18 protein-coding genes and 1 pseudogene are annotated in these 12,937 nt (G+C 65.6%); 4 read left to right on the forward strand and 15 right to left on the reverse strand.

The window, feature by feature from the left end; all coding sequences use genetic code 11:
• Positions 1 to 9 precede the first annotated feature (9 nt).
• The 8 genes from RM530_RS14680 to RM530_RS14715 all read right to left on the reverse strand — a co-directional run bounded on the left by RM530_RS14680 (position 10) and on the right by RM530_RS14715 (position 5,115).
• Positions 10 to 1,146 (reverse strand): DUF6094 domain-containing protein, encoded by a 1,137-nt coding sequence (locus RM530_RS14680; RefSeq protein WP_311366004.1) that lies wholly within the window; start codon positions 1,144 to 1,146, stop codon positions 10 to 12.
• A gap of 60 nt (positions 1,147 to 1,206) precedes the next feature.
• Positions 1,207 to 1,794: a hypothetical protein gene (locus tag RM530_RS18780; protein WP_349256252.1), complete on the reverse strand. Its 588-nt coding sequence runs from the start codon at positions 1,792 to 1,794 to the stop codon at positions 1,207 to 1,209.
• A 33-nt stretch (positions 1,795 to 1,827) separates the two neighbouring features.
• Complete coding sequence (locus tag RM530_RS14690) at positions 1,828 to 2,187, reverse strand: hypothetical protein (protein ID WP_311366005.1); 360 nt, start codon at positions 2,185 to 2,187, stop codon at positions 1,828 to 1,830.
• 77 nt (positions 2,188 to 2,264) lie between these two features.
• Positions 2,265 to 2,393 carry a hypothetical protein gene (locus RM530_RS14695; RefSeq protein WP_311366006.1) on the reverse strand — a complete coding sequence of 43 codons (129 nt, stop codon included), beginning with the start codon at positions 2,391 to 2,393 and terminating at the stop codon, positions 2,265 to 2,267.
• Between the two features lie 150 nt (positions 2,394 to 2,543).
• A complete protein-coding gene (locus RM530_RS14700) occupies positions 2,544 to 2,753 on the reverse strand; it encodes a hypothetical protein (RefSeq protein WP_311366007.1) in 210 nt (69 codons plus the stop codon).
• A 255-nt stretch (positions 2,754 to 3,008) separates the two neighbouring features.
• Positions 3,009 to 3,293 carry a hypothetical protein gene (locus tag RM530_RS14705; RefSeq protein ID WP_311366008.1) on the reverse strand — a complete coding sequence of 95 codons (285 nt, stop codon included), beginning with the start codon at positions 3,291 to 3,293 and terminating at the stop codon, positions 3,009 to 3,011.
• 669 nt (positions 3,294 to 3,962) lie between these two features.
• Positions 3,963 to 4,559, reverse strand: a complete 597-nt coding sequence (locus RM530_RS14710) for a DUF3275 family protein (protein WP_311366009.1) — start codon at positions 4,557 to 4,559, stop codon at positions 3,963 to 3,965.
• 91 nt (positions 4,560 to 4,650) lie between these two features.
• Complete coding sequence (locus RM530_RS14715; RefSeq protein ID WP_311366010.1) at positions 4,651 to 5,115, reverse strand: STY4534 family ICE replication protein; 465 nt, start codon at positions 5,113 to 5,115, stop codon at positions 4,651 to 4,653.
• Between the two features lie 370 nt (positions 5,116 to 5,485).
• Here RM530_RS14715 and RM530_RS14720 point away from each other — a divergent pair, with 370 nt between their 5' ends.
• Positions 5,486 to 5,806, forward strand: coding sequence for a type II toxin-antitoxin system RelB/DinJ family antitoxin (locus tag RM530_RS14720; RefSeq protein ID WP_311366011.1), 321 nt, complete (start codon positions 5,486 to 5,488; stop codon positions 5,804 to 5,806).
• Entirely contained in the window at positions 5,803 to 6,093 is a 291-nt protein-coding gene (locus tag RM530_RS14725; RefSeq protein ID WP_311366012.1) for a type II toxin-antitoxin system RelE/ParE family toxin, read from the forward strand. Before RM530_RS14720 ends, RM530_RS14725 begins: the two co-directional genes overlap by 4 nt.
• A gap of 9 nt (positions 6,094 to 6,102) precedes the next feature.
• Here the strand turns inward: RM530_RS14725 and RM530_RS14730 are convergent, their stop codons facing one another.
• The 6 genes and pseudogenes from RM530_RS14730 to RM530_RS14760 all read right to left on the reverse strand — a co-directional run bounded on the left by RM530_RS14730 (position 6,103) and on the right by RM530_RS14760 (position 10,448).
• Entirely contained in the window at positions 6,103 to 6,519 is a 417-nt protein-coding gene (locus RM530_RS14730) for a single-stranded DNA-binding protein (RefSeq protein ID WP_311366013.1), read from the reverse strand.
• Positions 6,520 to 6,584: 65 nt separating this feature from the next.
• Positions 6,585 to 6,788 (reverse strand): hypothetical protein, encoded by a 204-nt coding sequence (locus RM530_RS14735; RefSeq protein WP_311366014.1) that lies wholly within the window; start codon positions 6,786 to 6,788, stop codon positions 6,585 to 6,587.
• Between the two features lie 109 nt (positions 6,789 to 6,897).
• Positions 6,898 to 7,707 (reverse strand): STY4526/YPO1902 family pathogenicity island replication protein, encoded by an 810-nt coding sequence (locus RM530_RS14740; RefSeq protein ID WP_311366015.1) that lies wholly within the window; start codon positions 7,705 to 7,707, stop codon positions 6,898 to 6,900.
• Positions 7,704 to 9,347 carry a ParB family protein gene (locus RM530_RS14745; protein WP_311366016.1) on the reverse strand — a complete coding sequence of 548 codons (1,644 nt, stop codon included), beginning with the start codon at positions 9,345 to 9,347 and terminating at the stop codon, positions 7,704 to 7,706. The genes RM530_RS14740 and RM530_RS14745 overlap by 4 nt, the downstream gene beginning before the upstream one ends.
• Before the next feature lie 22 nt (positions 9,348 to 9,369).
• Positions 9,370 to 10,220, reverse strand: a pseudogene (locus tag RM530_RS14750) (ParA family protein).
• Between the two features lie 9 nt (positions 10,221 to 10,229).
• Entirely contained in the window at positions 10,230 to 10,448 is a 219-nt protein-coding gene (locus tag RM530_RS14760; RefSeq protein ID WP_311366019.1) for a helix-turn-helix domain-containing protein, read from the reverse strand.
• Positions 10,449 to 10,693: 245 nt separating this feature from the next.
• Between RM530_RS14760 and RM530_RS14765 the strand changes: the two genes are divergently transcribed.
• Entirely contained in the window at positions 10,694 to 11,293 is a 600-nt protein-coding gene (locus RM530_RS14765; protein ID WP_311366020.1) for a type IV toxin-antitoxin system AbiEi family antitoxin domain-containing protein, read from the forward strand.
• Complete coding sequence (locus RM530_RS14770) at positions 11,290 to 11,949, forward strand: nucleotidyl transferase AbiEii/AbiGii toxin family protein (RefSeq protein ID WP_311366021.1); 660 nt, start codon at positions 11,290 to 11,292, stop codon at positions 11,947 to 11,949. Before RM530_RS14765 ends, RM530_RS14770 begins: the two co-directional genes overlap by 4 nt.
• Positions 11,950 to 12,114: 165 nt before the next feature.
• Here the strand turns inward: RM530_RS14770 and RM530_RS14775 are convergent.
• Positions 12,115 to 12,937, reverse strand: an 823-nt coding sequence (locus RM530_RS14775) for a site-specific integrase (protein ID WP_311366022.1), incomplete at its 5' end; no start/stop codon positions are given.

The following is a 12,937-nucleotide window of genomic DNA, read 5'->3' on the forward strand; positions in this document are numbered from 1 at the left end:
GGGTTCACGCTATGCCTCGTTCCACTCGAAAGGGGGGGGGCGGAACCGCGATGAAACCCTCACAGGCACTGGCCTGATCACGATGGCCAAGCTGCAGAACGAGGCCGAGCGCGTGCTCGGCGTGCACGTGGACGTGCTGACCCCGAAGTCCTTGCCGGCGCGGTTTCGCGAGCGGGTGCTGCGGGACGCCATGCCGGTATGACCGGCTGGCATGCGCAACAAGCTGATCCACGATGACTGCGAAGTCGATTTCGACCACGTCTGGCAGACCGTCAAGGACGATCTGCCAGACCTGGAGCAAAAAAGTGCGGGCGGCACTACGTGAGCTGTGCCCTGAGTGAACTGGGCAGGGTCACGGGCTAGCGAATCGTCACGACCTGCCCGAATCTCGTCGGCCAGTTGTTTCGGGTCCAGCCGGCCTGCGGCGAAGCGGACCTCGGGCGAGGTGGCCGGAGGAACCGTGTAGCGCTCGCCGGTCCAGACTTCGGGCAGCGGCGGGGCTTCGGCATCACCGTGGCCAATGGCTTCGAGCCGCGCGCGCAGCGCGGTATCGGTGCCGTCGGCGCGACGTCTGCGTCCCAGCACGACGACCTGCCTGAAGGTATCGACCGCCGCGCCGAACACGCGGACGCGATCGAAGTGCGTCGCGATCCAGCCGCTCAGCTCGCGATCAAGGGCGTACACGGGCACGATCAATACCAGCAGGCCGCCGTATTGCAGATCGGAATGGCAGCGCTGATAGAACAGCTTCTCCAGCCGCTGGCGGCCCTTCTGCGAGGTGGCGACGCCCTGCCGGTCCGTCACCAGATCGCCGTACGGCGGATTGAGCCAGAGCAGACCGAACTGCCGCCGGCCGATGACGCAGTCCTGCAGGTCGCCGTGAATGCAGTGGTCGAGCAGCGTCTTGGCGTGCCAGGCCCGCTCCTCGTCGTACTCCACGCCGTAGGCCGTCGTGCGTTCGGAACCCAGATGATGCTTGACCTCGGCCAGCGCGACGCCCTCGCCGCAGCAGGGATCGAGGATGCGCAGTTCGCCGGCCGGGCAGGGTTCGATGGCCTGCAACAGCCGCAGCGTGGTGTCGGCATCGGTCGGGAAATAACCGTTCTTGATGAAGTTGCGCGCGAGGCGCTGGAACATCAGAGCCATGGGAAAACTCCTGAAAGTGAATTGGGAAAGCGGTGGATGGAAGGGCCATCCACCGCGGGATCAGGCCGAGACGGCCTCTGTGGCGAATGCGGGCAGCGGTAGCTGCACGTCTTCGGATTCGGGCGCGGCATCCTGCTGTCGGAAATCCAGCAGGTCGCGCCTGATCCGGTAAATCACGCCGTCATGCCGGCCGCGGCCCCGCAGGGGGCGTGCGCAGACGATTTCGACGGTGCGGACCGAATAGCCCGGAATGATCGACCAGATTTCGCCGACGCGGATCGGCCGACTGTGTCGTTCGTGCCAGAGCCGCACGGCGGCACGCCACTCGGCATTGGCTTCCGGAACCATGTCCAGATAGGCCAGCGGGCAGTGGTAGTAGCAAGGCCCCATGCTTTCGCACAGATCCTTGTAGCCCCAGCCGAATCCGCGCTGGCAGGCCATCAGATCGCAGCCGATGTAGCGCTGCGGAAAGCCCGGCAGATAGCCGGACTCGGTGGTTTTGAAGGTGACTTCGCGGACGGTCCATAGCACATTGCCGCGCACGCAGTGCGCAAGCGTGGCATGGTGCGCTCGGTCGTTGTCTTCGTGACGGACGAGTCGTTCGATCAGTTGCGAACGGGACTGTCCGGGTGTGAATAACCAGCCCATATCGAACTCCTTGTGACGTGGGGAAGGGAACGCTCAGCGGTCGCGCAATTCGTTGCGGTCCGGAGCGGAAGGCGAGGCCGGCGGCGGCAGGCCGCAGGCTTCCGCCAGTGCGGTAGGCGTCAGCCGGCAGCGCGCGCAGCGAGCGTCGAAGCGGCCGATGTACTGGGCCTCGAAAGCCGGCTCGATGACGCCGGCTTCGATCAGGGCCTCGATCAGGCCTTCGTTTTCGGCGTATGCCTTGACGATGATCTGGTCGAGTCCAACCTCGATTTCGGTGTTGACCGTGGCGGTTGCCACCGGCAAGCCGTCCTCGACCAGGCGCAGGCCGATACGGCCGTTGCCGTAGAAGCCCCAGACGGTGGTACAGCGCCAGTTCTTGAACCAGACGTTCATGCGATGTCTCCATGGAGAGAAGCCGGATGGCACGCGCCCGGTCGGGGCTCGGTGCCCCGGCGGGTGGGAGGAACGGCTCAGTGAACGAGCCGTTCCTCGCTGGAGGGTGGGTCGTGGAGAAAGGTCCCGATCGGTGCGATCGCGCAGCTCTGCCGGACCTGAAGCTGCTGGGGTGCGACGATGTCCTCGTCGCCAGGAAGAAACATCGAAATTCCGCTCGGGGTCTTTCCGCAGCGACGCACGCGCCGCTCCGGGAAGACGCCACCGAAGTGGCGTCTGAGCGTGGTTCAGCGGTTCAAGTGGATCAATCGGAAACGGTCCGCGACGCAGACAGGTTTTGAACGCATCTTCGTGCTTCAGTCAGAGGCGGCCTGGTAGCCGGCCAATAGGTAGATGTCGGTCCAGAACCTCTGGCAGGCATTGCAGCGGACTTCCTGGGGTGCAACGCCGGCGTCGATGTCGAGTCCGGCCTGGCCCTCGACATCGCGGGCCCGGCAGAACGGACAGCGCAGACCCTTCGAGCGGATGTATTGGTGATCAGACAGGGGTCGGGGCGATGAAGTCATGGAGAAACCTCCAGGCGAAATGAGACCCGACGAGATATCTCGCTGCGGCGATGGCTTGCCGGCACAGGGGATATCCCCGGGAGGAGGGTGAGAGGGCGGAGGGCGGCTGCTTCAGTCGTCAACCGACAGAATCGTGAGCACCGTTTCCCCTCGATCGCCGGGGCCGGCGATGATCTTCAGCATCACTGCCGGACCGTGGTCGGGGCCGGCAGGGGGTTGAACGGTGAAATCGACCTCGGTCAGCCGGCGGTGCGACTAGGCCCGCAATGCCGAAACGGCCGAGAACAGCAGGAGCAACAGCCGGGCGTCGAAGTCCGCCTGATCGGCACCGCAGTCATCAGTGGATTGAATCAGTGCGCACCGCGTGAGCGCGACGGCGTCCCTGAATCCGACCTCGCGCGCGAGCGGCGTGACGTCGATGAGCATTCCGTCGCGGATCGCCTGGGTGCGCGAGTACAGCGGCGCTTCGCGTTGACAAGCATCGGCAGTGGCAGCCTGCCGGCGAAGGGAAAAGTAAGAACTGGGCAGGTAGGCCCGCATAGCGTCGAACATCGTGTCTCTCCTGGAACGAATCCGGGAGAGCACGCGCCCCGTCGGGGTACGAACGCCCCGGACGGGATACCCGCAGCGCGGGCGAACTGAATGAATGGCCGACGATCCCCGGAACGAACCCGGAGGACCGAACCGTGCTTCCTCGGCCGGCACGGCTTGCGACTGAAACGCAGTCGCCACGTCAACGAGATCGCTGAGACTTTCCACGGCAGTGCAAGCCTTGGGCTGCTTGCGAACCGCTCTGGAAAGTCCCGCAGCCCCAAGCCTTGGGGCTGCGGGACCTGCGAAGGATTCTTGCCGGTGAAGCGCGGGAGTCCGGCAATCGGTCGAGGCGGCGCCGCGGCAAGACGGTGGAAATGGCCGCGGTGCTGGGTGACGGCTTTCAGCCGTGCCCCTGGAAGTCTTCGAGCAGCGTCTTCCCGTGCGAGCTGCCTGTCGGAATCTGTCCGGCCCAGGGTTCGGGGCGCTTGGGCCTAAGCAATCAGGCACGGTCCTGGTGACGCAGCGGACCGTACAAAGGGACCCGGCCTCGTCCCGGCGGCGGGCGGCCGGCGTCGTCGATGAAGGCCGTCGGCCTTCCCGCAGCGTCCGCGACGACAGCCGCTCCGGGAAGGCCGGCGACATGCATCGTCACCGGCCTTGGATGTGGCAGAGGCATTACGACGTCTCGGCGCGCTCCCAGACCTGGCCGACCGGCTGAAACCGATAGCCCAGTTCCTTGAGCTTGTCCCGCTGCGTGCGGAACAGGCCGCGGTCGACGGTCGGGTCGAGCTTGACGCGGACCTCCAGCGGCCACAGCGAACCGAACAGCGTTTGCAATGCGTGTTCGGCGTCGTCTGGGGTGTCGAGGCTGTCGCTGCCTGCGGTGGCCACCGCCGTGTCGAACGTTGCAGTGGCAGATTCGGCAGTGCCGGTGTCGATCGAGACCTGCCCCGTGGATGCGGGTTCCGATTCGATCGGGTCGGGTTCGATGATCGGCGAACGGTCGTCGCCGGCCGGCGCCGCGATGTCTTCCAGGGCGATGCTGCCGAGCCGCGCGCGGACCTCGACCACGGTCCGACCGGCGGCAAAGTAGGTGGAAGGCGTGATGGCGATGATGCCGAACTCGCCCTTGTAGCGGCCCTCATCGTATTCCTCGATGAGGGAGTCCTTGACGGCGAATTCGCCGATTTCGGTCAACAGGCGGCCGACATTGAAGGCGCCGCGGGCGCCGTGGATCGTGCGGATCGCCAGGGTTCCACTGAGCTTGAGCATGGTGAACTCCGGGTTGTGTCGAGTCGAAGCACACCCGCGGCACACCGCCCCGGCGGGGCGACTGCACCGCGGGGGCAGATTTGAATCGGATTCAGGCGATGGCGGTTGCCGGCGCCGTGTCGGCTGGTTCCGTCGGAGCGTCCGATGGCGCCGTATAGACCGTGACGCCGTCCACCTTCGCCCAGGTGATCCGCAGCAGGTGGGCCTTGAGGCTGACGCCGGTCTGGCCCTTGCGCTCACCGTTCTCGTAGACGAAGGTTTCCGGATACAGATCGCCGGTCTTGAAGCCGACCAGCACCTTTTTCCGGGCGTCGATATCGGGCTTGAGCCGGCGCACGAGCGATTGCGCCTCGCGACCGCTGACGCGGCAGTCCAGGCGCGTGTACTCGACCTCGTCGGCCGAGCCGCGCAGTGCGGTGACGTCGACGGCGAGGAAGGCCCCTTTCTTGACCGGCACCTCGCGGGCACGGTTCAGGTACCCGATGCCGGTGGTGTGCAGGTTGAAGTAACGGTCGCCGCCGCTCGTGGCGTCGGCATCGGCAGAATGGCTGGGCATGAGATTCTCCAGGTCATGGATGAGGAATGCAGACCGGAAGAGCGATCCCGATCAGGATGCATCCCCGGCCGGGCGTGCGAGCGCAACTCGCGATTGGATCAACGGATCGACAGCTTCGAGGCTGCGCCACTCTTCCCGATCCGAAGTGGCGTGGGCGCTCGCGGATGCGAGCGGACAAGACGAAGACCGATGACGTCGGGTTTTACGACGAGTCGGATTTCAGAATGGATTGTCCGGACCGGCACCGCATGGCCGCGAGTCGAAACCTCACCGATCCTCGCTGCGGTATCGTCATGGCACGCACGCCGTGGCCGGTTGTCGTTCAAATGAATTACAATCGCCCCCTGTTTCTCGAATGAAGGGGTGCACGATGGCCGCTACTGCTTTGGTTCAGGCGCGCATCGATCCGGCGCTGAAGGATCGCGCCGCCGAGGTGCTGGACGGCATGGGACTCACGGTCTCCGATGCGGTCCGCATTCTGCTGACACGAATCGCCAGGGAGGGTGCGCTGCCCTTCGAGTTCACTGCGGACCCGGCAGCACACGACGCCTGGTTCCGGGCCAAGGTGCAACAGGCCCTGGATGACCTGCGTCCGGCAGTCCCTCATGAAGAGGTCGAGGCGCACTTCGCCAGGCGCCGTGCCGCGGCCCTGGGGCCAGTGAACGGGCAGACGTCGGGAGCCGATGAGTGAAGCTTGAATGGTCGCCGCTGGCGATCATGGATCGAGAGGAAATCTTCGACACCGTCGCGGCCGACAGTCCGGCGGCGGCGGTGAGGCTCGACGAGAGGATCGCCGAACGGGTCGGACGCCTCATGCAGTTCCCGGAGATGGGCCGTCCCGGTCGTGTTGCCGGAACGCGCGAACTGGTCATCGCCGGAACCGTGTACATCGCGGCATATCGAGCCAGTGACGATACGGTCCGCATATTGCGCGTGCTCCACGGAGCGCGGATGTGGCCAGACGATTTCGGCGGGTAAGTCAGCCGGTCATTCCGCCCCCGGATCCTCGTCATCAGCCAGCTCGCGCCGGGGACGTGTCGACTCCTTGAACTTCACCTGCTCGATTCGCAGCGGGTCGATCGCGATCCAGTCGAGCCTGAGCTTGAAGGCGACACGCTCTTTCTCGGTTTCCCGGTCGAGCCAGGTGTCCTGGACCAGGGTTCCTTCGATGCGGACGCGAGCGCCCCTGGCCAGCAGGTGCGCCGCCTGTTCGGCCCGCCTGCCCCAGATCTCCGCATTCAGCCAGAAGCCGCCGCGGTCTTCGAAGGCGCCGTCTTCGACCGGCACGGGCCGATCAAAGTAGATCGACATTTCCAGTACCGGTTGCGGTTCGCCATCGACGGTGGCGCGCTTGAGGGTCGGGGCATCTCCGAGATTTCCGGCGCCGTGGAAGACGTTGCTCATCGTGTGCTCTCCAATCGGGGAGCCTGCAGTGTCGCGGCCGGTGCGACGGCACGGAATCGATAACCTCAGCGCCGCTGCGGCGGGTTTGGCGGCCTGGATGCCACATGGTGCAAGCGCCTGAGCTGCGCCAGCGCGTCTCGCTGAGACAGCAGCCTGCGCAACTGCTGTGCGGCGTAGGCGGCAAGGGCGTATTCGTGGTTGATCGCGATGCGCTGCCGCTCGAAGTCGAGCAGCCGGGTTCGAACGGGCTCGGGAAGGGTGGCGAACATATCACTCGCCTGGATCAGTTCGAGGCGGCGGCCCGCAGATTCCCGGGCGCCGGCACCACTGCGCCAGCGTAACGAATAGGGATAGATCGCGGCTGCGCGCGATCTATCCCTATTCGTTGGGAGTCGAAACGCCCAGTACGTCGCCGTGGATCGATGTCGCGTGGACCGAATGCCGTTCACGCAATGCAGCCTCGTCACGCTCGATCTGTTTGCGTCCGAGACGTGTGCATTCGTCCTTCAGCGAACGGACGCTGTGCGGGTCGCAGGCCCACTGCTGGATGATCGTCCATGCGCTGCGCAGTCCGGATGCGAGTTCGCGTCCGATCACCAGCCAGAGATCGTCCTGCCGCAGGCGCGTCGGGCGCTCGGGATCGGCAAGGCGGACCCACAGTGCCCACAGGCGCTCTTCCTCGTCTTCGTTGCCCAGATGGCTGGACGGACGCCCTTGTCCGCCGACGATGCCGAGCGCCTCGCGCGTGGCGGTGTAGCTGCGCCCGGTCATGCCGAACAGTCGGGTCATCATCTCGCTGGGTGCGTCCAGGCGCAGCAGCTCCAGTCTGAGCATGTCGCGCGTGCGCCGGCGTCGCACGTGTTCCACCAGCCAGCGCAGGGATTCGCGATTCACGCGCACGTCCAGCGCATGGGCGCGCGAGGTCGACAGTGCGTGCAGATCGGACAGGCGCAGTTCGTCGAGGATCTGCACGTCCGCGGGTTCGAAGCCGACCTGGCGCAGGGCGTCGATGTCGCCTTCGACCAGACAGCGCGCGGCGTAGTTGAAGATTGCGCAGTTGAGCTCGGCTTCCTTGCTGCGGGCGTCCCAGCGGACGCCGAGCACGCGGTCGCGGATCGGCAGACTGACGACCCGGTTAGTGTCGGCCGCGGCCGCGCCGTTCACGCGAGGCTCGCTCGCGGAGCTCATGCCGCAGGCTCCTGGCCGTTCGCCCACAGGGCCATGCCCGCTTCACGCACGAACAGCCGCAAGTCCCGGTAGGCCTGCCTCAGCGCGAGGTCCGCGGCCCAGAGCTCCGCGCTGGCGGCGTCGACGTAGTCGCAATAGCCGTAGGCGTCCGCGTTGCCGACGGTCTCGTCCACGACCTGCTGCGCCGCGCCTTCGTCTCTCCAGGCACGGACGAATCCTGATCCGGCACCGAACAGGGCGACGCAGGCCCGTTCGCGTGCCTCACGGGTGTCGAAACGGTCGAGGATGCGGCGCTCGATCAAGCCGAACAGGTCGCAGCATTGCGCCAGCGTCCAGAATTTCCATGCAAGCGCCTGTCGTTCGGCATCGCTTCGCCGGGCCCATTCGCACTGTGCCGCGCCGGGGAAATCGACGAGGCGATAGCTGCAAAGCTCATTTTCTGCATCGGTGTCGACGCGAATGCACTGCTCGAGTCCGGCGATTCGGGCGTAGCGCTGACCGGCTTCGCGAAGCTGTGTCAGCAGGCGTTCGAACTTGTTCTCCGCGGTGTCTGGGCTCGTGCCTGATGCTGCCGCTTCCGGTGCGATGGGGGCTTCCGGTTTCGGTGCGGCCCGAGACGGAGGCGTCACCATCAATTCCGTGGGCTCGTTCGGCTGGGTGCGAGCCCGTTCGACGACCGAAGCACGATCGGGTGACGTCGGTGGGACTGGCGGCGACGTCTGTGCGCCGGTCGATGTTGTCACGAGGGTGTCGTCGCCGGACTCTGCTGCGCCAGCGAGATCGGCACCGAGTTCCAGGGTCACCAGACGGGCTTCGATGCCGGCTCGGTCGGCCAGGGCGCTCTCCACGGCGCGGCGCGCCCGTTCGAAATCCCAGTCTTCACGGTCGGAGGCGGCCAGTGCTTCGCAGAACACGGCGCGATAGATCGCTTCCGTGCCGAGCTGGCGCCGCTGCCAGAACATCTGCGCCACCGTGTCGAGCTGGCGCAGCCGCTGCACCTGCGGCCGCCCGAGTCCGGCATTCAGCGCGCGTGGCAGGGCTTCCGCCAGGATGTCCACGGCGTATTCGTAGCGGGAGATCATCGACGAGTCGATGCGAAAGCCGCGTTCGCGCAGTTGAGCGGCGAGCTGACGCAGCGAAAGCGTCTGGCCGCTTTCGCCCTCGATCAGCGTCCGCGCCTCGCGTACGCCGCGGGCCTTGTCGATGAAGCTCAGCTCGCCACGGGTTTCGTTCTCGATCAGATGCCCGACGAGGACCTCGGCTTCCGAACGCCAGGGCACGAAATCGCAGTCGACCGCGGCAAACCGAGCGTCGCCGGTTTCCCGGTGCAACTCGCGGAGGATCGCGAGCCGGGTATTGCCGCCGAAGGCGAGCAGGTAGCGCTCGGCGCCGGGACGTCGCGTGATCTTGGGGTTCTGGAGGATGCCCGAGGCGCGAATCGACTCCTTGATCTCGTCGTAGTGTGGATTGCGGATGCGTCGCGGGTTGCGGTCGTAGAAGTCGATCTGGTCGATCGGAACCCGCTGGATCGTCGTGCGCGTGAGCGGATCGGCCGGCGGCAACGGACCGGGATCGCTGGCGAAATGGTCCATGTGCAGCAGCGAACGCAGGGCTTCACCGGTGGGCGCGTGCTTGTTCACGGACGGCCTCCCGCCGGGCAGCTCAGGCCACTCGACTGTCGTCGAGCGTGGTTTCGTCGATCGACAGATGCGGAAGCAGTTCCCGCACGAGCGACAGCATGACGTCGCGCCCGCTGGGCGTCGGCCCCCGGCGCCGGGGTTCGTAGCGGTGGATCGGCATGCGCGCGGTGGCGGCCTCGCGGTACGCCACCGTCGATGGGATCACCGTATCGAGAATGCGGATCGCGCCGCGCGACGGGGCGAAACTTTCTCGCTGAAGTTCGGCAGCGATGCGACCGGCCTCGCCAGCGCGGTCCATGCGGTTGATGACCCCGTACAGCGGCCCGAGCGGTGCGCCCAGGAACTGCATCGGCCGCAGCCGGTCCAGCATGCCCAAGGTCCCGCGCGCGAATTCACGGGCGGACAGGATTTCCGGGGGAATAGGCGACAGCAGCACCTGGGCCGCGCAGACGGCCGCATCCTGGAGAGGGCCGACCGCGCCTTGCGTGTCGATGATCGTGACGTCGTAGAAGTCCACCTGCTCCAGCGTGTGGCGCAGGCGTACCCGGCCGTCGGGCGTATGGAGAATCCAGTCCTGGAGTCGTCCGACCGGATCATCGGACACGATCAGATCGCAGCCGATGTCGGTGCGACTGATGCAGTCTTCGATGTCCCCGTCCTGAAGCAGCGCCGATAGCCCGCGGGTGCATGGTCGCTCAGTCCGTAGAAGCTCGACAGCGTGGGTTGGATGTCGGCATCGATCAGCAGCACCTGCTGTCCGAGGTCCGCCAGCAGGCCGCCGAGGTTCGCCGCCAGCGTCGTCTTGCCGACGCCGCCCTTGGTGCTGCAGACGGTGATGACCAGATTGCCGCTTGGTGGTGGCGTGGAGATCATGGCGCCACCTCAACCGAGGCCGGTCGAGCCGGTGTGCTCGCGCGTCCTTCGCTCAATGAACGCGTGCACATCTTCTTCGCGGTACCGGACGAGCCTGCCGCACTTCACGAACGGCAGGCTGTAACGTCCGGTCACGCGCCAGATCTGCAAAGTGGCCGGCTTGACGCCGAGCCGCTGTGCGACCTGCTCCTGAGTCAGCAATACGGTCTGAGCGGGTGGGCGGCTCATGATCGTCGATCCCTGTCGAAGGCCGGAACGTCTCGGCGACTGGGGCGATCCTTGATCCGGCTTGCTTCGAAGAAAACTCCCGGCATTCGTTGCGCGGGGGAATTCGGCGTTATCCGGGAGTTTTTGGGGGCTTGCTCTGAAGAGTACGGTCCTCACATGGCCAGCTCATGCAAGTGTTGGGCTCATGTGCAGGAGTCCTGTATCATAGGTGATTGATGATAACTACCGAGCATTTTGGGCAACTCATGCAAGGCACCGAAGTCCGAACCGTCGAAGCCGTCAGGCGTCTGGGGGTCGCGCGGCCACGCGACCTCAAGGCACTCGGCATTCCTGTCGAATACGCGCGCCGACTTGCGTCGCGCGGCGCTCTGGTGCGTATATCGCGCGGGCTGTATGCCGTTCCGGATGCTGACATCTCGGCGCAGCACAGCCTCGCCGAAGTGGCCAAGGCCGTTCCGAAGGCGACGGTCTGCCTGCTGAGTGCACTTCGCTTCCACGGTCTGACCACGCAGTCGCCGTCCGAGATCTGGATCGCGCTGGACAACCACGCCTGGCATCCGCGCAATCCGCCGTTTCCGGTCCGTGTCGTCTACTTCTCCGGTGCAGCGCTGACCGAGGGCGTCGAGACGCACAGGATCGACGGCGTTGCCGTCCGGATCTACTCGGCGGCCAAGACCGTGGCGGACTGCTTCAAGTACCGCAACAAGATCGGTCCCGAAGTCGCCGTCGAGGCACTGAAGGACTATGTCCAGCGTCACCCGCATGGCATGGACGCGCTGTGGCGCCATGCGAAGCTGGATCGGGTGGCTACGGTGATGCGGCCGTATCTGGAAGTCGTCGGGTGACGGACCGGCCCGCCAAGGACCGGGCGGCATCGATTCGGGCGCGCCTGCTGAACATCGCCCGCCAACGCGGCGAAGACTTCCAGATCACGCTGCGCAACTATCTGTTCGAGCGCTTCCTGTACCGCCTGGCGGCGTCCGAACTGCGCGAGCGATTCGTTCTGAAGGGCGCCATGCTGCTCCGGCTGTGGGCCGACCAGCCCTATCGCGCAACCGTCGATCTCGATCTGCTCTCGCGAGGAAACAGCGACCCGGCGTCCGTGGCCGGCGACATTGCAGCCATTTGCCGCGTGGAGGCTCCAGACGATGCCGTGGTCTTCGATCCCGCATCCATCGTGGCCGAGCCGATTCGTGCGGAGCAGGAATATGCAGGCGTCCGCGTCACCTTCGAGGCGAGGCTCGGGACGATACGTGACCGCTTGCAGGTCGATATCGGTTTCGGGGATGCACTCTGGCCATATCCAGAGGAACTGGTCTATCCCGTCGTGCTCGACGACCCTGCACCGGTGCTGCGCGTCTATCGCCCGGAGACGGTGATCGCCGAATCGACTATCTGGCGCACTCGGAGCGCGTCGACCAAGCCGTGCTGGTCGAGTCGATACGTCGGTCGTTTGCCCGCAGAGGGACGCCGATTCCGGAGCAAACACCGGTTGGGCTGACGTCCGAATTCTGGGCGCTGCCGGGACGCGATGCCCAAGTGCGGGCATTTGTTCGGCGTGCCCGACTGAGGCAATCGCCCGAGCGTGTGGCCGATGTCGGCCTGCGGGTTGCAGTCTTTGCACTGCCATTGCTTGAAGCGGCCGGACGATCCGACAGAGATTGAATCATGGGCTCACTTGACCGACCGGAACTTTGGACCGCATCTCGACGTTCTTCTGAGAGCCGGCTCTCAGCATGGCTTCCGCCGCACGCTCCATGCTGTCGCGAACAGGGTCCAGATGCAGCCGGGCATAGATGGCCGTGGCTTGTGGCGACTTGTGCCCGAGGCTGCGGCCGATGATCGAAAGACTCGCACCGTTGATGGCCTGCCAGCTGCCCATGCTTCGGCGAAGGTCATGCATCAGCAGGTCATCCAGGCGAGCCGACGAGGGATCAAGGCCCCGCTGCTGCGCCTCCTCGCGTAGCTTTCTCAACGTTGGAAGGATGCTGCGCTCCTTGATGCCCGGATCGAAGATTTGTTCGGGCGTTCGCGACTCACCTTCGCAAGCCGCGATGATCTCCGACAGGCCGATGGCCTCGGCGCGGGCCAGAACCCGAGCCCAGCCCTTGCGCGGTTCCACCAGATGCCCTGGACCCTTGTCGCTGTCGGACGCCGGGAGTACCCAGACGTCGGTCGCGGGTGCACGTTCACGCCGTCGCTGGAGAATGTCGATCGCGTTGGACGTGAGTGGCACGGCCTGATGCTCGCCGTTCTTGAATTCGTCCGTATCGATGTACCAGACGCCGCTGCTCAGATCGATGTCCTTCCACTTCATCGCCTGAACGTTGCCGCGGCGCTGGCCGGTGAGCAGCGCCAGCAGGATGAAGTCGCGGATTTCGTCGTTGTCTTCGAGTGCGACGGCTTTGAAGAAACGCGGCAGTTCATGAGGCAGCAGGAAGCGTGCGCGACGGCGCTTCTTGGCGCCGGGGATGCCGGCGAACGGATTT

Origin of the sequence: Banduia mediterranea (genome assembly GCF_031846245.1) — a bacterium.
Lineage (GTDB): Bacteria > Pseudomonadota > Gammaproteobacteria > Nevskiales > Nevskiaceae > Banduia > Banduia mediterranea.